General features: G+C 69.0%; 17 protein-coding genes. 6 read left to right on the plus strand and 11 right to left on the minus strand.

Translation table 11 applies throughout. The features are described 5' to 3' along the window. Positions 1-17 precede the first annotated feature (17 nt). Positions 18-797, plus strand: a complete 780-nt coding sequence (locus tag BLR19_RS10510; protein ID WP_091750624.1) for a MipA/OmpV family protein — start codon at positions 18-20, stop codon at positions 795-797. Positions 798-844: 47 nt separating this feature from the next. On the opposite strand, the gene hisC is transcribed toward BLR19_RS10510, so the two are convergent. From hisC to BLR19_RS10535, 5 genes are read right to left on the minus strand one after another with little or no spacing between them, the layout of a single operon-like run. Further along, positions 845-1948, minus strand: a complete 1104-nt coding sequence (gene hisC, locus BLR19_RS10515; protein WP_091750627.1) for a histidinol-phosphate transaminase — start codon at positions 1946-1948, stop codon at positions 845-847. Between the two features lie 14 nt (positions 1949-1962). Continuing rightward, on the minus strand, positions 1963-2649 hold the full coding sequence (locus BLR19_RS10520; RefSeq protein ID WP_091750630.1) for a hypothetical protein: 687 nt from the start codon (positions 2647-2649) through the stop codon (positions 1963-1965). Beyond that, on the minus strand, positions 2649-3707 hold the full coding sequence (locus tag BLR19_RS10525; protein ID WP_091750633.1) for a DUF2125 domain-containing protein: 1059 nt from the start codon (positions 3705-3707) through the stop codon (positions 2649-2651). The genes BLR19_RS10520 and BLR19_RS10525 overlap by 1 nt, the downstream gene beginning before the upstream one ends. A 32-nt stretch (positions 3708-3739) precedes the next feature. Next, positions 3740-4213 (minus strand): Cys-tRNA(Pro) deacylase, encoded by a 474-nt coding sequence (gene ybaK, locus BLR19_RS10530; protein ID WP_091750636.1) that lies wholly within the window; start codon positions 4211-4213, stop codon positions 3740-3742. Position 4214: 1 nt separating this feature from the next. Further along, positions 4215-7070, minus strand: a complete 2856-nt coding sequence (locus BLR19_RS10535) for an ATP-dependent DNA helicase (RefSeq protein WP_091750639.1) — start codon at positions 7068-7070, stop codon at positions 4215-4217. Positions 7071-7128: 58 nt separating this feature from the next. On the opposite strand from BLR19_RS10535, the gene BLR19_RS10540 reads away from it, so the two are divergent. The 3 genes from BLR19_RS10540 to BLR19_RS10550 all read left to right on the plus strand — a co-directional run bounded on the left by BLR19_RS10540 (position 7129) and on the right by BLR19_RS10550 (position 10939). After that, positions 7129-9636 carry a ligase-associated DNA damage response DEXH box helicase gene (locus BLR19_RS10540; protein ID WP_091750642.1) on the plus strand — a complete coding sequence of 836 codons (2508 nt, stop codon included), beginning with the start codon at positions 7129-7131 and terminating at the stop codon, positions 9634-9636. Next, positions 9633-10385, plus strand: coding sequence for a ligase-associated DNA damage response endonuclease PdeM (gene pdeM, locus BLR19_RS10545; protein WP_091750645.1), 753 nt, complete (start codon positions 9633-9635; stop codon positions 10383-10385). The genes BLR19_RS10540 and pdeM overlap by 4 nt, the downstream gene beginning before the upstream one ends. Before the next feature lie 92 nt (positions 10386-10477). Further along, entirely contained in the window at positions 10478-10939 is a 462-nt protein-coding gene (locus tag BLR19_RS10550; protein ID WP_091750648.1) for a VanZ family protein, read from the plus strand. Here the strand turns inward: BLR19_RS10550 and BLR19_RS10555 are convergent. The 3 genes from BLR19_RS10555 to BLR19_RS10565 form a co-directional block, all read right to left on the minus strand. Continuing rightward, the gene (locus BLR19_RS10555) at positions 10936-11496 is read right to left on the minus strand and encodes an HNH endonuclease (protein WP_026108602.1); all 561 of its coding nucleotides are present in this window, start codon (positions 11494-11496) and stop codon (positions 10936-10938) included. The two genes, BLR19_RS10550 and BLR19_RS10555, sit on opposite strands and share 4 nt — an antisense overlap. Positions 11497-11637: 141 nt before the next feature. Continuing rightward, positions 11638-12297 carry a trimeric intracellular cation channel family protein gene (locus tag BLR19_RS10560; protein WP_039244011.1) on the minus strand — a complete coding sequence of 220 codons (660 nt, stop codon included), beginning with the start codon at positions 12295-12297 and terminating at the stop codon, positions 11638-11640. Continuing rightward, complete coding sequence (locus tag BLR19_RS10565; protein ID WP_091750651.1) at positions 12294-12944, minus strand: DNA-3-methyladenine glycosylase family protein; 651 nt, start codon at positions 12942-12944, stop codon at positions 12294-12296. Before BLR19_RS10565 ends, BLR19_RS10560 begins: the two co-directional genes overlap by 4 nt. A gap of 78 nt (positions 12945-13022) precedes the next feature. Between BLR19_RS10565 and gluQRS the strand changes: the two genes are divergently transcribed. After that, a complete protein-coding gene (gene gluQRS, locus BLR19_RS10570; RefSeq protein ID WP_218119395.1) occupies positions 13023-13886 on the plus strand; it encodes a tRNA glutamyl-Q(34) synthetase GluQRS in 864 nt (287 codons plus the stop codon). Here gluQRS and BLR19_RS10575 read toward each other — a convergent pair. The 3 genes from BLR19_RS10575 to BLR19_RS10585 form a co-directional block, all read right to left on the minus strand. Then, complete coding sequence (locus tag BLR19_RS10575) at positions 13870-14679, minus strand: TIGR02186 family protein (protein WP_091750657.1); 810 nt, start codon at positions 14677-14679, stop codon at positions 13870-13872. The two genes, gluQRS and BLR19_RS10575, sit on opposite strands and share 17 nt — an antisense overlap. Next, positions 14679-15602, minus strand: coding sequence for a sulfite exporter TauE/SafE family protein (locus BLR19_RS10580; RefSeq protein ID WP_017506607.1), 924 nt, complete (start codon positions 15600-15602; stop codon positions 14679-14681). Before BLR19_RS10580 ends, BLR19_RS10575 begins: the two co-directional genes overlap by 1 nt. A 97-nt stretch (positions 15603-15699) precedes the next feature. Beyond that, on the minus strand, positions 15700-18570 hold the full coding sequence (locus BLR19_RS10585; RefSeq protein ID WP_255366595.1) for an SEL1-like repeat protein: 2871 nt from the start codon (positions 18568-18570) through the stop codon (positions 15700-15702). A gap of 216 nt (positions 18571-18786) precedes the next feature. Here BLR19_RS10585 and BLR19_RS10590 point away from each other — a divergent pair, with 216 nt between their 5' ends. After that, positions 18787-19005, plus strand: a complete 219-nt coding sequence (locus BLR19_RS10590; protein WP_091750663.1) for a hypothetical protein — start codon at positions 18787-18789, stop codon at positions 19003-19005. Positions 19006-19014: the final 9 nt, after the last annotated feature.

A 19014-nucleotide genomic window follows, 5' to 3' on the forward strand; every position in this document is an offset into this window, starting at 1 on the left:
ATTCATGGAAACGCCCGATGCTTCGTCCCCTTCTGCTCTCCGTCGCCTTCGCCGGCTTCGCCGGCTCCGCTCTGGCCCAGTCGCAACCGTACGAGCAGATCAGGCCCGCCCCCCAGAACTGGACCGTCGATCTCGGCGCGGGCGTCCTTTATCGCAACGACTCCAACGGTGACACGGGCTCCAAGACGACGGTCGCCCCGTGGGTTTCGGCCAACTATCGCGACCTGGTTTATCTGAACCCGATCGACGGCCTGGGCTGGAACGCGATCAAGACAGACGACTTCCGCGCCGGCCTTCAACTGCGCCCGCGCTTCTCGGCCGATGATATCGAAGGCCTGACGCTGGATCGTCCGGGCTTCGGCGCCGACCTGGCCGCCTATGCCTACAAGCGTCTGCCCGGCAATGTGGTGGTCGGCGGTCGGATCAGCCGCGACGTGTCCGACGTCAGCGAGGGCACGGAATACTATGCCTCCGTCGGTCATCAGCGCGTGACGTCGGTCGGCCTTCTGAACGCCTCGGCCTATGTGCGCGGCGGCGATTCCAAACTGGCGGACGCCTACTATGGGGTCAGCACCGCCGAGGCGGCCGCCAACGGCATCAGCGCCTATTCCCCCGGCGGCGGTCTGCAGGGCGCGGGCGCCAGCCTGGTCCTGCTGGTCCCGATCGGCGACAAATGGGGCGCCGGAGCCTTGCTCAACTACGAACGCCGCCTGGGCGACGTGGCCGACAGCCCCCTGTCGCAAAGCGACGACGCCGTCCGCACCGGCGTCTTCATCGCCCGTCGCTTCGGCGGCTGATAGCAGGGCGGCGGCTGCGAATGCGGCCGCCGCTTTTTCCCCTTTGATCAGGTAGCCGCGAACTCGCTGAGCGCGTCGATGACGGCGCGGTTCTGGTCTTCAGTGCCGATGGTGATGCGCAGGGCCTGAGGCAGGCCATAGCCGCCGACAGGGCGGACGATGATGCCCTTGGTGTTCAGATAGTCGTTGGCGGCGGCGGCGCGCTCGGCGCCGTCGAACAGAACCAGCACGAAGTTGCCGGCGCTGGGCAGGACGTTCAGCCCAAAGCCGCGCAGGGCCTGGGTCAGGCGCGGCTTCCAGTTCGAGATCAGATCGCGCGACGCCGTCTGGTGCGCCTCGTCCGACAGGGCGGCAGTCGCGGCCTCAAGCCCCGGCACCGAGACATTGAACGGCAGGCGGATACGGTCGATGGCCTCGGCGACCTTCAGCGGCGCATAGCCGAAACCGATGCGCAAACCGCCCAGGCCGTGGATCTTGGAGAAGGTGCGGGTGACGACGATGTTCTCGGCGTCCTTGGCCAGCGGGAAGGCGGTTTCCCAGTCGGCCTCGGTCACATATTCAGCATAGGCCTCGTCCACGACCAGGATGATGTGGGCCGGCAGGGCGGCGTGTAGGCGGCGGATTTCCTCGCCCGTATTGTAGCTGCCGGTCGGGTTCGACGGATTGGAGACATAGACGATCTTGGTGCGGTCATCGACCTGGGCCAGTAGCGCATCGACCTCGGCCTTGAAGTTCGGCTCGGGCGCCAGCTTGACCTGGGCTTCGCAACCCAGGGCGCTGATGCGGTAGGCGAGAAAGCCGTACTGGCCGCAGACGATGTTGTCGCCCGCCGTCAGATAGGTCTGGTTCAACAGGGCGAAGACCTCGTCCGAGCCGTTGCCGAAGATCAGCCGCTCGGGCTCCAACCCGTGCTGTTCCGACACCGCGTTCCGCAGCTTGGTCGCTCGGCCGTCGGGATAGATGTGGATATTTTTGATCGCCGCCTCATAGGCCGCAAGCGCCTTTTCGCCCGCGCCCAGCATGTTCTCGTTGGAGGACAGCTTCATCGGCTCGGCGACGCCGGCAATGGACGACTTGCCGCCGACATAGGGTGCGATGTCGAGGATGCCGGGCTTGGGGGCAGGGCCGTGTGGCGCGGTCGCGTCGGTCATGGAAAGCCTTGATATCAGAAGATGGGGGCGGCGCCGATCACGCCGCTCATTCGCCCGGGCGCGCTCTTCAGCCGCCCGTCGTCGACCTGCACATAGCCCGTCAGCATGAACAGCTTCAACCCGCCCGCCGCCGCCAGCGGATCGGCGACCAGCCCCGCGTCGCCCAGGGCATCCACGATCTTGGTCTCGGACCAGCCGCTGTCGGTGACCCAGAAGCTGCGGTCGTCGCCCGTGGGGCCGGACATCTCCTTGGACACGACGAAGGCCTGGGGCCGGCCGCGCCGGTCGTCCGGCAGGGCGGCGACGATCTTCAGTTCGGGTCGCGCCAGCAGGCGGCCCCACCACGGCCGGTCGGGCGACAGGTCGATCACGGCGCGCGAGCCCGCCTCGGCCGCCTTCAACGCCTCGTCGGCGGACAGGGGCCGCGACCGCAGGCCGTAGCGGTCTGTCGCCAGGGCCTGGGCCACGCCGCCACAGACGACCAGCGCAGGTCCGGTCGCCACCTCAATCCGGCCCCACACCGCCTTGACCGCCGCAGCCTCATCGGCCGAGGCGCCGTCCAGCAGTTGACGCAGGGCGATGGCCGAAGCGTCGGCCCGGTCGCGCGGACCGGCGGCGACCCGCGCCCGCACCGCCTCGACCAGGGCGCGATCCAGCGCCAGCAGGGCGTCGTCGGCTTCGGGTTCGTCCAGCAGGGCCATCAGAACAGCTTGGGCGCCGGGGCCAGCGGGAAGGGGCCAAGCCAGGTGCGGCCGTCGCGGAAAACCAGCGTCAGAGGCAACTGCTCCTGGCCCGTGGCCTCGGCCGCGCCCGCTGCTGCGGCGGCCCCGGCCGCGCCGATCCGGTTGACCGGCCCCTGACGCGTCGCCATCAGGCCGGCCAGGGCGGGCAGAGGCTTTTGCGCCTGAAGCTGGACCTGACCGGTCAGCCGGCCGTTCGCATCGGCTCTCAACACGTCGCTGGAGAGGGTCGCACGGCTGTCGCCCGCCTGCAGATCGCCGCGCACATTGCGGAACGTCCCGCCCGCCTTTGTCCAGGCGGAGAAGACACCCGCCGCATCGCCGCCGGTCTTCAGCAGGCTCGCCTGGCCGATCTCGGCCTCCAGCTGGGTCGTCAGGCGGCCGTCCTGGGCGAAGCCTTCGACTGGGCCGTCCGCCCTCCCCTGCCCGTCCACCAGACGAAACATGACATCGACGTCGTCGGTCGGCGCGGTCGAGCCCTCCAGATGCGGCCGAGCATAGAATTCGATCCGCGCGGCGCGGGCGATGGGGAAGGGTTCGGCGCCGGTCTGAGCCGTGAAGACCGGATTGACCATCTCCAGCGCCAGATTGGGCCAACGCTGATCGATGCCGCTGGCGCTCATGCGGATGGCGTCGCCCTTGACCGCGACCTCGCCCTTGCCGGCGCGGGTCAGCATCAGGCCTTGCGGAGCCACCACCACCCATTTGGTCGGCTGATAGGCGTTGGCCTCCGCGGTCAGTTCGGTCGCCTTGATCGCATGGCCCGACGGCGCCTGAACGACCAGGTTCGTCAAGGCCACATGGGTGCGAAACGGCCAGCCCTTGATGGATTTGTCGGCGAAGCGGATGTCCCAACCGTCCTGACGCAGGGTCTGGACCTGGGCCTCCAGCCGCGTGTCGATCTGGCGCGTCAGGAAGACCCACCATCCCGTCCAGGCCGCCAGCGCGATCAGCACCAGGATGAAGGGCGCATACAGGCCCTTGCGGCTGTGTCGCTTGGTCGTCGAGGCTTCGGTCATGCCGGACCTATAGCGCGCCGCACTTGGCGCTTCTAGGCGGTCAGGTCGGCCAGCACCGCCTTCGCCGCCCGCCGCGCATCCTCCGGCGCCAAGCCCAGCAGAAGCCCCCGCTGACCGCCGTTGATCAGGATCTGATCGAACAGGATGGCGGTTTCGTCTATCGCGGTCGGCACGGCCTTTCGCTGGCCGAACGGGCTGACCCCGCCGACCTTGTAGCCGGTCAGCCGTTCGGCGTCGGCGGGCTTCATCATCTGAGCCGACTTAGCCCCAAGCACCGCCGCCAGCTTCTTCATGCTGACCTCGCAGTCGGACGGCACGATGACGCAAGCCGGAGCGCCGTCGACCAGAACCATCAGCGTCTTGAACACCTGTTCCGGAGCCATGCCCAACGCCTCGGCGGCCTGCAATCCCACGCGCGGCGCGTCGGGATCATAGTCGTAGGGAAACAGAGCGAAGGCGACGCCGGCCTTGGTCAGGGCGACGGTCGCGGGCGTGGTTTTCGACATCCTAAGTCGTCTCGGGGTTCAGGAAACTGCGGGTCAGTTCGACCGCATCGGCCAGGCCCATGCGCTGAACCTCGGTACCGGGCGGCAGGCTGGCGAACAGGCGGGTGGGGGTGGCGGCGTCCAGCATCAGGAACACCCCCTTGTCGTCGCCGCGCCGGATCAGCCGGCCGAAGGCCTGGGCGATGCGGGCGCGGGCGAGGGCATCGTCATAACCCTTCCCTCCCAGCCGTTCGCGCCGCGCCTTGTGCAGCAAATCCGGGCGCGGCCACGGCACACGGTCGAAGGCGAGCACCCGAAGCGACCGTCCCGGCACGTCCACCCCGTCGCGCACCGCGTCGGTGCCCAACAGGCAGGAATTCTCCTCGACCCGGAACATGTCCACCAGCGCCCCGACCTCCAGCGGATCGACGTGCTGAGCATAGAGCGGCACGCCCGACTTCGCCAGATCCGGCCCCAGCCGCTCATAGACCGCCTTCAATCGGCGAATGGCGGTGAACAGGCCCAGCCCCCCGCCGCCCGCCGCCAGGAACAGTTCGCGCATCGCCGCCGCCGTCTGGCGCGGATCGTCCTTGACCAGGTCGTTGACGACGATGACCCGGCTGTTGGCCGCATAATCGAACGGGCTTTCAACCTTCAAAGTGCGGGGGGGCTCGATCAGACGTGCCGAGCCGGTCCGCATCCGCGCCAGGTCGAACGGGTCTTCCTGCAAGGGATCGGACAGGGTGGCCGATGTCACCAGCACCCCGTGCGACGGCACGATCACGGCGGCCTCCAGCGGGACGGTCGGGTCGATCCAGTGGCGACGCAGGGCCACGTCGTGGATGCGGCCGAACGCCGTCTCGGCCGACAGCCAATCGACGAAATCAGGATCGGGCTGATCGCCCCCGTCCTCAAGCGCCGCCAGCATCGACCGCCACCCCGGCAAGGTCATGCGCGCGCGCCGATCCAGCCCGCGCAGAGCCCCTTCGATGCGCGACCGCTGCGACCCGTCCAGCTCGGCCGCCTCGTCGTCCAGTATGTCTTCCAGATGTCGCGACAGGGCCAGCAGCGGCGCCTCGATGGCGGCCAGGGCCTGGGCGGCCGCGCGCGCCGTTTCGGCGACGGGATCAGTCACCGGCTTCAGCGCGCACTCCATGCCGAACTCGGGACCGCCATAGGTGTTGGTCTCGGCGGTGCGCGCCCGAAGCTGATCCAGCGCGGCGGCCAGGAACGCCTCGATCGGGCCGATCGGATTGACCTCGCCCGAGGCCGGCGCGACGCGGCCCGACACGCCTTCCCCCGGCAGCGCGGCGGAGGCGCGGATGGCGTCCTGCAGCGCCTTCATCGCCGCCTCATTGTCGTTGACCATGTCGCCCAGCCGCTGTTCCAGCCCCCGACCGCGACGCCCCCGCCCCTCCGGCCCGCGGATCCAGCGGCGCAGCTCGGCCGCCTCCTGGCCCGACAGACAGGCGGAAAAGGCGCTGTCGGCGGCGTCGAACAGGTGGTGCCCCTCGTCGAAGACGATCCGCTTCAGCGCCGCCGTCTCACCGTCCTGCTTCTGGCCCCGCGCCGAGCGCGCGCCGTCGAACGCCGCCTGGGTCAGGACCAGGGCGTGGTTGGCGATGACCAAGTCCGCGCGGCGGCTGGCGCGGATCGTCTTTTCGACGAAACAGGTGCGGTAGTGGGGACAGGCGGCGTGGACGCATTCGCCGCGCCGATCCACCAGATTGGCCGCTCCCGCCGCATGGGCCGCCGGCATGGCGAACAGGCCGGGCAGCCAGCCGGGAAAGTCCCCGCCCGTCATGTCGCCGTCGCGCGTATGCAGCGCCCAGCGCCCAGCCAGCGCCAGGCCGATCAGGTCGCCATTCCCCAGTTGGGCCGCCTGGACCATGTCCTGCAGATTGAGGACGCAGAGATAGTTCTCGCGCCCCTTGCGGATCACCGCCTTCTTCTTGCGCTCGGCCGGATCGGGCCACAGCGAATGGCTCTCGCGGTCGATCTGGCGTTGCAGCGCGCGGGTATAGGTCGAGATCCACGCCGCTCCCTGGTTCCGCTCGGCCCACAGGGAGGCGGGCGCCAGATAGCCCAGGGTCTTGCCCGTGCCGGTTCCCGCCTCGGCCAGCAGCATGCGGGGCCGACCCTCCTCGTTCCTCGGCGAAAAAGCGAAGGCGGCTTCGGCGGCGTAGTCCGATTGGGTCGGCCGCGTTTCGTCCAGGCCTGAGGCCTGAAGCAGCTTCTCCAGCCGGATGCGGGCGCTCTCGCTGTCGACCGGCGCCGATCCCGCCTCGCCGCGCGGCGCCTCGTCCTCCCATTCGGTCAGCCGCGACCAGACATCCATCCCGGACCCGCGATGCTGGCGCGCCCGTACGCCGCCGGCCTCCAGCGCCTGAACCACCCGCTCGCCCCAGGCCCAGCCCGCCCGCTGCATCGTCAGCGCCAGGACATAGGCCGCCTCGCGCTCCGGGTAGGCCGGATCAGCCAGTTCGCGCAGCAGCAGCCCCGCCGCCTCACGCAGGGCCGCCGCCTGTTCCTCCGCCGACTTCGGCTCGGCCAGCCCCAGCGACAGCGCCAGCCCCGTCGGCGACGGCGCACAGAACCGCGCCGGCCGCACGAAGGCGTAAAGTTCCAGCACATCCATCAGATCAGCTGATCGCGGCGGCGGGGTCAGCCCCAGCCGGCGCGCCGTCAGCGACGCATGCGCCGCCATCACCGGGCCGGTGCTGAAGAACCCCTCGGCCGCCCCTCGCCCGATCTTCCTGGCCCCCGCCTCGTCGCAAACCGCCCCTGCGCCCGGCGGCGTGGCAAGCGCTGGCGGCAAGTCCGCCCACGGCTGGGCGCCGGTCAGGCGGGTTTCGGAAATGACGGATTCGTCGGACACGTCCGATAGATAGCGAGCCTGGGGCTGAAACGGAACGGGAACATGCTATATCCCGTCCGTGACGACCGCCGCCGCTCCCGCAACGCTTCCGCCCCTGTTCGCCGACTGGTTCGCGTCGCGCGGCTGGTCGCCCCGGCGACATCAGCTGGAGATGGTCGCGGCGGGGGAGGCCGGCCGCCACGCCCTGCTGGTCGCGCCGACCGGCGGGGGCAAGACGCTGGCGGGGTTTCTGCCCAGCCTGATCGACCTGGCCGAGCGCGGACCGAAGCCGGCGACCGGGGCGGGGTCGGGGGTGCATACGCTTTATTTGTCGCCGCTGAAGGCCCTGACGACGGACGTCGAGCGCAATCTGATGACCCCGATCCGCGAGATCGGGCTGAACATCCATGTCGAGACGCGCACCGGCGACACCAAACAGTCCAAACGCCAGCGACAACGCGACTTTCCGCCTGATATCCTGCTGACCACGCCCGAGCAGTTGGCCCTGTTCTGCGCCTGGGAAGGCGCCCGTTCTTATTTCGCCGATCTGAAATGCGTGGTTCTGGACGAGGTGCATGCGATCTGGAGCGGCAAGCGCGGGGACCTGTTGTCGCTCGGGCTGGGTCGGTTGCAGAGCTTCGCCCCCGATATGCGCCGGGTGGGACTGAGCGCGACTATCGAGGACCCCGATCTGATCCGGGGATGGCTCAGTCCCTCGCCCGGCGTCGCGGACGTGGCCTTGGTCCGCGGCGACCCCGGCGCGCCGGCGGTCATCGACGTGCTGATCTCCGAGGGCAAGGTGCCTTGGGCCGGCCACACCGGCCAGCACGCGATCCCGGAGGTCTACGCCGCCATCCAGCGTTCGACCCTGGCGCTGATCTTCGTCAACACCCGCTGGCAGTCGGAGTTTGTGTTCCAGCAGCTGTGGGCCATCAACGACGAGAACCTGCCCATCGGTCTGCATCACGGCTCGCTCGCCGCCGAGCAGCGGCGCAAGATCGAGGCGGCCATGGCGCGCGGCGACCTCAGGGCCGTGGTCTGTACCTCGACGCTGGATCTGGGCATCGACTGGGGCGACGTGGATCTGGTCATCCAGATGGCGGCGCCCAAGGGCTCCAGCCGGCTGGTGCAGCGCATCGGCCGCGCCAACCACCGGCTGGACGAGCCGTCGCGCGCGCTTCTGGTGCCCGCCAGCCGGTTCGAGATGCTGGAGTGTCAGGCGGCGCGCGAGGCCGTCGCCGACAACGCCTTCGACTGGGAGCCGGTCCATATCGGCACGCTGGACACCCTGGCCCAGCACGTCATGGGCGTCGCCTGTTCCGAGCCGTTCGACATGCAGGTCTTGTATGACGAGATCACCGGCTGCGGCCCCTTTCGCGCCCTGACGTGGGAGCAGTTCGAGGAGGTGGTCGATTTCGTCGCCACCGGCGGCTATGCGCTGCGGACCTACGACCGGTTCGCCCGGATCGTGCGCACGCCGGATGGCCGCTGGAAGGTCCGCAACCAGCATATCGCCCAGCGGCACCGCATGAACGTCGGCGCCATCGTCTCGGCCGGAACGCTGAACGTTCGCGTCGCCAGCCGTCGCGGCGGCGCCTCGCGCCAGCTGATCGGCGGCCGCAAGGTGGGCGAGGCCGAGGAGTGGTATTTCGAACAGCTGACGCCCGGCGACACCTTCCAGTTCGCCGGCCAGACCTGGGCGTTTCAGGGCATCACCGGGACCGACGCTCTGGTCACCCACGCCAATGACAGCGACCCCAAGATTCCGTCATGGGGCGGCTCGAAGTTCCCGCTGTCCACGTCGCTGGCGGACCGGGTGCGGACGATGATCCACGACCGCGACCACTGGCGCGTCCTGCCGCCCGACGTGCAGGAATGGCTGGAGTTGCAGGAAGCCCGGTCCGTCATTCCCGACGCCGAATCCATGCTTGTCGAAACCTTTCCGCGCGGCAGCCGGCATTTCCTGGTGGCCTATCCGTTCGAGGGCAATCTGGCCCACACCACCCTGTGCATGCTGCTGACCCGGCGGCTGGACCGAATGGGCGTCGGGCCGCTGGGCTTTGTCGTCACCGACTATTCGCTGGCGATCTGGTCGATCAAGCCGATGGACACGATCGATCTGGACGCCCTGTTCCAGCCGGACATGCTGGGCGACGACCTGGAAGCCTGGCTGGAGGAAAGCTTCATGATGAAGCGGTCCTTCCGCAATTGCGCCCTGATCTCGGGCTTGATCGAACGCCGCCAGCCCGGCGCCGAAAAGACCGGCCGGCAGGTGACCTTCTCCACCGACCTGATCTACGACGTGCTGCGCCGCCACCAACCTGACCATCTGCTGCTCAAGACCGCCCGCGCCGACGCCGCCTCCGGCCTGCTGGACGTGGCGCGACTGGGCCAGATGCTGGCGCGGATCGAGGGACGTATTCGTCACCAACACCTGAGCCGCGCCTCGCCCTTCTGCGTGCCCGTGCTGGTCCAGATCGGACGCGAGCGAGTTAGTGGAGACGCCGCCGAAATGATTCTGGACGAAAGCGCCGACCTGCTGATCGCCGAGGTCATGGACGACGCCGAGCCAGAAGCCGCCGCATGAACGCCGCCCTGCGCCAGACCCTGTCCCCGGCCCGCAAGATTTGCGGTTCGCTGAGCGTGCGGATCGCGGGAGAGGCCTGCGTGCTGCGCTGTTCCGGAGCGATGTGGGTTCCGGCCTACGGCGCCCTGATCGTCGCGGATCTGCATCTGGAAAAGGGCTCGGCCTTCGCCGTGCGCGGCCAACTTCTGCCGCCCTATGACAGCCGCGCCACGCTGGACAGACTGGAAGCCGAGATCGTCGAACTGGACCCGGCCATGGTCGTGCTGCTGGGCGACAGCTTCCATGACACCAAGGCCATTCCCCGCATGGCGGCCGACGACCGGGCGCGGCTGGACCGGCTGGCGGCGGGGCGCGACTGGCTGTGGCTGGAAGGCAATCACGACCGCGAGGCGCTCGCTCGCGATGCGGACACGGCATCCCGCCTGCCCGGCCGGATCGTCGGCGATATGGCCTTGGGCGCGCTGCGCTTGACCCACGAACCGGAGGCGCTGAGCGCCGACGACGACCGTCGTGGCGAGGTCGCGGGCCACCTGCACCCCGCCGCCAAGGTCGCCGCCTATGGACGCGGCGTGCGCCGTCCTTGCTTCGTCACCGACGGATCACGCATAGTCCTGCCCGCCTTCGGCGCCTTCACCGGCGGGCTGAACGTGCTCGATCCCGCCATCGCCAACCTGTTCGCCGCCCCGCCCATGGCCGCCGCCCTGGGACGCGACCGTGTCCACGCCCTGGATTGGGCGATCCTGCGATAGTCTGTTTGTAAAGCGTTCAGCACGTCGCTTCACCGCATCTTGGCGGACGTCGATGCAGGATAACGGCGGATCAGGTCACGGACACCCGCCTCATGCTCACGCCTCGCCGCATCGTCATGGCCGCCCGCCTCGGCTTCGCCCTGGCGGCGCTGGGCATGGCCATCCTGATGTTGGGACCGTTCCAAGGTCTGGAACAGGTCTTCGGCCTGAACGACAAGGCCGCCCACGTCATCGCCTTCTATGGCGTGGCCAGCGGCCTGTTCCTGATCGCGCCGAACCAGCGCCGCGACGACCTGGCGCTGTATGTCATCGCCGCTGCCTTCGGGGCTGAATTACTTCAGGCCCTGACCGGCCGCAGCGTCTCCGTCATCGATTTCCTGGCGGGCGCGGCCGGCGTCGCCGCCGCCTGGGCGCCCGGCCGGATCGAACAGTTGCGCCAAGCCTTCCGCCGCCACCCGGATATGACCTTGGCCGAGATCGACCGTCTGGATCGCCGCCTGCGCCGTCGCCGCGCGGAAACCGCCCGGCCGGGCGTCGCCGTCCTGCGCCCCTAGGGTTCGAGCTCTATGTCCCAGTAGAGATAGTCCAGCCAGCTCTGGTGCAGATAGTGCGGAGGGAAGCGCCGGCCGGCGTCCTGAAGCTGCCAGGCGTTGGGGCGATAGGGTTCGCGGCGGATCGGCATCATGGCCTGGCGCGGCGTTCGTCCGCCCTTGGCCAGATTGCAGGGGCTGCAGGCCGCAACGATATTGTCCCAGGTCGTGCGTCCGCCCTGTGAGCGCGGGATGACGTGGTCGAAGGTCAATTCAGCCGACTGACCGCAGTACTGACAGGCGAAGCCGTCGCGCAGAAAGACGTTGAAGCGGGTGAAGGCGGGGCTGCGGTCCTGATCCACATAGCTGCGCAGCGCGATCACGCTGGGAAGCTGCATCTCCATCGACGGGGAGCGGACGACCTTGTCATACAGGGACACCACGTCCACGCGGTCCTGATAGACCGCCTTGACCGCCTCCTCCCACGGCCACAGCGACAGCGGATAGTACGACAGCGGCCGGAAGTCGGCGTTCAGCACCAACGCGGGAAAACCGGAGGGCGGTCGATGGAGAACCTGCATCAGGCCCTCCCGCGCGGACGGGGGGATTTTGAGGCGACAGAGGTGAGGACACGTCTCCTTCCCTAGTCTTGTGAGATCAGCCTACCCCTGATTCCCGCTCATCGCCATGACCAGTGTGCAGCGTTTTCGTGACGTCCTGCCTCAGACCCCGCGCGCGTGGGTCGGAAACCCCGGCAGGGTCCAGCCCCAGCGCAAGGCGGCCGCGCGCAGTAGGAAGCCCGACAGCGCCGCGACGATGGCGGCGGGCCAGACGCCGACGCCCGGCGCCCTCAGCACCATATAGACCGTCGCCGCCAGGATCGCGGCCGTGACGTTGATCTCTCGCCGCAGCAGGATCGACGGCTGACCCGCCAGGGTGTCGCGCACCACCCCGCCGAAACAGGCCGTCAGCGTGCCCATGACGATGCAGATCAGGGCCGGCGCCCCGGCTGCCTCGGCCTTGGCCGCCCCCATCACGCCATAGGCCGCAAGACCCACCGCATCCAGCCACAGCAGGGCGCGAAACCGCCAGTCGCGCTGCCCCACCAGCCACAGGGCCGTCGAGGCGAACAGGCAGACCGCCAGATAGCGCCAGTCCTGCACCCAGAAGACCGGAAGGCCCAGCAACAGGTCACGCAGCGTCCCGCCGCCCACGCCGGTGATGGCGCCGAAGAAGGCGAAGGTGACGACGTCGTGCTTCTCGCGCGCGGCGGCCAGGGCGCCGGTGGCGGCGAAAACCGCCACGCCGGCGAAATCCAGCGCGGTCAGCACGGTCTGCGGATTGCGCAACGGTTCGGTCAGAGCCGGATCGAGCGGGGTCATGCCGGCGCATCCAGAGCGATCTCGCCGCGCTTCACGCCCGTGTACCAGGCCCACAGCAGGTGGGTGGCGACCGCACGATAGGGCCGCCAGATCTCGGCGCGGGCATAGGCGCCCTTTTGATCGGGCCGCACCTCTGCGCCGTCCGCCCAGCGGATCGCCTCCTGCAAGGCCACGTCGCCGCCGGGAAAGACATCCAGCCGCCCCTCGCACATCATCAGATAGGCCTCGGCCGTCCACAGGCCCACGCCCTTCAGCGCCGTCAGAGAGGCGATCGCGGCCTCGTCATCCAGGTTGGCCAGATGCTCCAGATCGATCTCGCCCGCGATCTGCGCCCGCGCGATCCCCTGACCATAGGTCGCCTTCTGCCGCGACAGACTCATGCCGCGCAGCTGATCCAGATCGTGCGCCAGCAACAGCTCGGGCGTGATGCCGCCCATGCCTTCGCGCAGCCGCGCCCAGACCGAAGCGGCCGAGGCCACCGAGACCTGCTGCTCCACGATCATGCGGAACAAGCCTTCGAACCCGCCAACTCTCAACCGCCACTCCAGCGGCGGCGTCTGGGCGTCCACGCGCACGAGCGCCGGATCGGCGGCGACCAGCGCCTGGCGCGCGGCGGCGATGTCATCGGGCGTGGGTGCGAGCGGCATACGCCATGCTTACGGCCCGTCGCGCTTGTCGGAAAGAGCGGGGGCGCCGTTGAGGGCCGCAAACCGCTAAGGAGCGTCGTGATGTTCGCCACCCGCTTCGCACCCTCGCCTACCGGCCGCCTGCACAAAGGCCACGCCTTTTCGGCTCTGACCGCCTGGACGGCGGCGAAGGCGGCGGGCGGGCGGTTCGTGCTGCGCATTGAGGATATCGATCCGACGCGATGCCGGCCGGAATATGAGGCGGGCATTCTGGAGGACCTGGCTTGGCTGGGTCTGGATTGGGAGACGCCGGTCCGGCGCCAGTCCGATCATCTGGCCGAGTATGCCGCCGCGATCGAGATTCTGCGGGCGCGAGGCCTGCTCTATCGGTGTTTCCGAACGCGCAAAGAGATCCTGAACGCCATCGGTGAGGCGCCTCACGGGACGATGGAGGCAGCGAGGCCCGGTCCGCATTCAGCGGACGAGGAGGCGCATCTGCTGGCCTCGGGCGCGCCATTCGCCTGGCGGCTGTCGCTGGATCGGGCGCGGAAGGCCTTGGGCGAGGCGACCTGGAACGACCTGAACTTCGTCGAGGAGGGCGAGGGTCCGAACGGCGAAACCGGCGTCGTCACCGTCGATCCCGAGGCGGCGGGCGATGTCGTCCTGGCGCGCAAGGATACGGGCGTCGCCTATCATCTGGCCGTGACGCATGACGACGCCTTGCAGGGCATCACCCATGTCATCCGGGGCCAGGACCTGTTCGAGGCCACGCACGTGCAGCGGCTGATCCAGACCCTGATGGGCTGGCCGGCGCCGACCTATCGTCATCATGCCTTGCTGACAGGGCCGGACGGGCGGCGCTACGCCAAGCGCGATCGCTCGATCACCCTGGCCGAGCTGAGGGCCGGCGGATTGACGGCCGAGGGCCTGCGCGCCGAGCTGGGCTTCAGCTCCGCCGGCTGAAGATGCGCGAGGCGCCGTAGCCAGTCAGGGCGGCCAGCACGACGCACAGCACGCCGTACAGCCACGGCCGACGGTGGGCGAACTCATAGATGTCGCGCTCCAGCCCGACCTTCTCGACCGTCAGGGTCAGGTTCGACACCGACTGCGGCTCGCCGTCCTGAAACAGCCAGACCTCGGCGTAGTATTTGCCGGTGGGCGCCACGGTCGGCAGTTTGACCTCGGCGCGGAACAGGCCCCGGTCCACGAACTCCACCCCTTCGGAATCGGTGTCGTAGAGGGCGGCGGCCTCCTTCAGCCGGATCACCGCGCGGCGCCAATCCAGATAGTCGTCGCCCAGACGGCTGACGACCACGTCGCGCACGCCATAGCGGGTGACGGTGCGGCTTTCCTCGGGCGCGTCGATGCGCAGGTGATCGACGCCGACGCCGAGGCGGCGCAGCTGACCGAAGTCCGCGATATCACTGAGCGGGCGCGTCGAGGCGGTCATGTAGAAGCCGGGCGCACCCTCGAACAGCACGGGCCGGCTGTTCAGCCAGACACCGGACGTGCGCGTCTTCTTGACCAGGCGGATCGGCGCGTCCGGCCCCCGCACCACCACCACGACGTCCGCTGGTTCAGGCGTCGGATTGAATACGGCGCCGTAAAGGACGATGGACGCCCCCCGAAAACTGCTGTCGACCCGGACCTGGGCGTCGGTCAGGGCGGCGGCGACGCGCAGGTCGCCGGTCGTTGCTTCGGACCGATCGAGCGGCGGGGCTGCGACGGGGGGCGGAGGAGGAGGAAGCGCCTGCATCAGTCGGCGATCCCCGGCGCGATCATGAAGATGTCGTTGGGCCTCACGAACAGATCCAGGCCCATCTGGATCCCGACCAGCAGCACGATCAGTCCTAGCGCCGCCCGCAGTTCCTCGGCGCGGAACCGCCCGGCGAAGCGTGCGCCGATCTGGGCGCCGACGACGCCGCCGAGCAGGAGAATGGTGGACAGCACGATGTCGACCGTCTGGTTACGCCCAGCCTGAAGGATGGTGGTGATGGCGGTGGTGATGATGATCTGGAACAGGCTGGTGCCCACCACCGCGCCCGCCCTCATGCGCAGGATATAGAGCATGGCCGGCACCAGGATGAAGCCGCCGCCCACCCCCATGATGGCCGACAGGACGCCCGCGAAGACGCCCAGGCCGAACGGCGGCAAGGCGCTGATATAGAGGCCCGACTTGGGGAACTTCATTTTCAGCGGCAGACCATAGAGCCACATCGGCCGCCGACGCTGCTTGTGCGGCGCGGGCAGCCCTCGGCGGCGGCGCAGGATCTCGGTCAGGCTCTCGTTGAGCATCAGAATGCCGATCGCGCCCAGGAAGACGAGATAGGACAGGGCCACGACCAGATCGGCCTGGCCCAACAGGCGCAGGTAGCGAAACAGCTCGACGCCCGCCAGGGCGCCGGCCGCGCCGCCGGCCGCCATCACCGATCCCATCTTGAAATCGACCGAACCCGCCCCGGCATAGCGGATGACGCCCGACGTCGAGGAGGCCACGACATGGCTGGCCTGGCTGGCGACGGCGACGGTCGGTGGAATGCCCAGGAAAACCAGGATCGGCGCCATCAGGAAGCCGCCGCCGATGCCGAACAGGCCGGACACGAATCCGACCACCGCCCCCAGGATCACCAAGGTCGGCCAGTTCACCGAAACCTCGGCGATCGGCAGATAGATGTCCAAAGGACGCGCCTTCGGCTGGAGCGGACACAAGAATCGCCGTCAGGCGGGCGAGGTCGGGGACGACCGGGCGACCGATAGCCGCCCGGCGCCTAGGAATCTAGCCTGTCGCCTGGGCTTGGGCCTGCGACTGACCCTGCGACTGGGCCACGAAGGCGTCGGCGGCGGTGCGGGCAGCGCGCTGGGCCGTGGCGCTGGCCGTCGGGCGCAGGCGCGTCACGGCGGCCTGAGCCTCCACATCCCCGCCGCGCGCGGCGATCATGTACCACTTCAGCGCTTCGGTCGGATTCTTGGCCACCCCGTCGGCGCCGGTCTCATAGATGCGCGCGACATTGTACTGGCTGTCCGGCAGGCCGCGCTCAGCCGCGTTCAGCAGCCAGGTCAGGGCCTCGGCCTGATTGGTCGCGCCGCCGTCGCCTTCATAGAGCTGCATCCCGTAAAGATGCATCCCGCGCGGATCGCCGCCCTCGGCCGCGCGACGGCCCCACTGACGGCTTTGAGCGGGGTCGGCGGGCACGCCGTTGGCGCCGTCCAGATACAGCTGACCCAGATAGGTCTGGGCGGGGGCGTAACCCAGGTTGGCGGCGCGCTTCATGCCGTCCAAGCCAGAGTTGTCGCCGGCCTCCAGCTTGCCGATCGCCGCCTCATAGTCCGCCGCGCCGGGGCCGCCGATGTCGAAGGTCGCTTTCGGACCGGTCGGCGTCACCGCCGACGCGGCCAGCGGCATGGCGCCGTTTGTCGTCGAGCCGCCGCCGAAGCTGGGCATCTCGAAGTCCGGGGCGCCGCCGTCGGTCAGGGACAGATAGCCATATACGCCGCCGGTCAGGGCGACCGCCGTAACCGAAGCCAGAAAGGCCTTCTTGACCGTCGATCCGTCCTTGGACGCCTGCCGGTCCAGCCGTTCCTGCAGCTTGGACTTGCCGCCGCGCTTCAGGCCGAAGCCTGACCGGGGCGCAGGTTCCGGCTCGGCCGGCGCGGTGATTGCAGCACGAGCGGCGTCGATGGTGCTGCGGGTCGAGGCGGCGCGGCCGGCGGCGGCGGCGGCTTCCATGCTGGAGCGCAGCCGGCGCGGATCCACGAACTCGGTCTCGCCGCCGAAATCGTCGTCGTCGGCGTCCAGGACCGCGGCGTCACGCTTTTCGGCCGGTGCGGTCGAGAAGCCCGGCGACGTCGCCTCCAGCGCGTCCTCGACATCGGCGCCGCCGAAACCGCTGAAGGGCTGGATGATGGGTTCGACGCCGTCGGGATCGACCTGGCGCATCGGCATGTCGTCGGCCAGCGCCTCGACGGGCTCGGCCTCGGTCTGGACGACGGGCGCCGACGGGAAGGGCGCAGCGGTCGCGACTTCGGGCGTCACCGGATCGCTGGACCAGGCGTCCTGGTCGGTGAAGGTCTCATCGGGGAAGGCGGCGGCGCGCCAGTCGCCTTCGATGGATGCGGACTGGATCGGGGCCTGTATGGTCGCCGAGGCGGCGCGTTCCAGCACCTGTCGCGCCGGGGTCCATGCGGGCTCATTGTCCAGCGGCTTGTCGCGGATCGGCGTCGGCGCGCGGGCGTCGATGCTTTCGCGGGCCTCGGCCAGCAGACGGGCGGTGCGCTCCTCGCTGAGACGCATCCGCTCGGCCAGTTCGCCGGACGCGCGGTCGTAGCGCTGCTCGATCTTGTCCGAGCTTTCCGACAGGCGTCGGCCGATGTCTTCCAGCGCCTGCTGCGAGCGGCGCTCGGACTGGGCGATGCGATCGCTCAGTTGGTCCGAGATGCGGGTGATTTCGCCGCCCAGCTTCTCCAGGGCGATGGCGTGGCGATCGTCGCTGGCGGTCAGGCGTTGGTCGACGCGGTCGACGTGGCGGGCGAACTCCTGATCCAGACGCGCGGCGCGGCGGGCGACCTCGGTTTCGATAGTCTGGCTGACGACGTCGGCGGCGGCGCGGGCGACAGCGTCGGTGCGACCGTCGTTGTCCGTCTCGACCTTCTTGACCCGCGCGTTCAGGTTGCGGGCGATGCGCAGGACCTCGCGGCCCATGGCTTCAAGACCGATGGCGCCCTTCTCTTCGGACGCCTTCAACTGATCGCCGACGGCCTGGACGGCGCGTTCGATACGGTCGATGCGCGCGCCGGTTTCGGCGGCGTCCAGACGCTGCATCATTTCGGCGCGATTGTTGTCGATCTGACGCGACAAGCTTTCGGCCAGCTTCTCGAAACGGGCCAGGTCGCGCGCGCCTTCCGGCTCGACGCGGCTTTCGGCCGTCCGCATCCGCTGGTCCAGCGCGGCGAACGAGCGTTCCAGCGTCTTCAGGGCTTCGGTCGTGCGGTTCTGGGCCTCGTCCAGACGCGCGCTGACCTGAGCCAGCATTTCCGTGCCGACGCCGGGGCCGGCGGCCTTCTCGACCGCCTCCATCCGCTCGCGCAGATCGCTGACGCCCAGACGCTGGCGTTCCTCGATGTCGTACAGGCGCCCGGTCAGCGCGCCCAGGGAGGTCTCGATCTTGCCGAAGGCTTCCTGGGTCGACGGGCCGGTGTCGCGTTCGAAGGCGCGCAGGCGGCGATGCCCTTCGCGCAGCTCCTCGGCGATGTCGTCGATGCGGCGGGCGGCGCCCTGAGCCTCGGCCTCCTGGCCGTCCAGCCGGCGCATCAGCCCTGCGACGGCCTGGTCCACGCCCTGAATGGCGACGGTCGAGCGACGTTCGGCGGCTTCCAGCCGTGCGGCGATCACATCGATGGAGGCGCTGATCCGCTGCTGGCTGTCTTCGACCTCATAGGCGTCGTCCAGACGACGGCTGCGGTTGCGGCGTTCATATTCGGCGGCCTGGGAGCGACGCGGCAGGGTGGCGTAGCCCTCCTCCTCGTCTTCCATGATCATGGAGTTGAGCCATTCGCCCAGCGTCATGCCGGACCGGCGCGCCAGATCCTTGGCGACCTCGCGTGCTTTGGGATCGATTCCCTTAACGCTCCACGGCGCTGCAGCGCTCACTGATTCGTCTCCCAGCCCATGCGACGAAGGCTATACCGTCAATATCGAGGGTGTAAACTGATGGTTAACCGCAATATCTAGCAGCGATATCCCGATCCTGTGGACATCGCACCAGACAGCCGGATTTGTGAATCATCTCGGTTAACGCGGCATGAAGATTAACCTCCCGGCAAGGGTTCGCTTGCCAAGCGGCGCGGCTTTCGCCACCTGCGGCGCATGAGCCTGACCACCACCCTCGTCCTGCTTGGCGTCGCCCTCGCCGTTATGGTCTTTTGCGGATGGCGCGGCGCCCGGCCGCCGGATCCGTTCAAGGGACCGCGCCTGATGCCGTGGCGGTTCCTGATGGTCGGCGCGGCGGCGATCGCCTTGCTGCTGCTGATCCACCTGGCGACGCTGTTCGGCGCCGAGCGTGCGCCCTGGATACCCGGCGCCTAGAGGCGGGAA

It is taken from the genome of Brevundimonas sp. 374 (assembly GCF_900102995.1).
In the GTDB taxonomy this organism is placed as follows: Bacteria; Pseudomonadota; Alphaproteobacteria; order Caulobacterales; family Caulobacteraceae; genus Brevundimonas; species Brevundimonas vesicularis_C.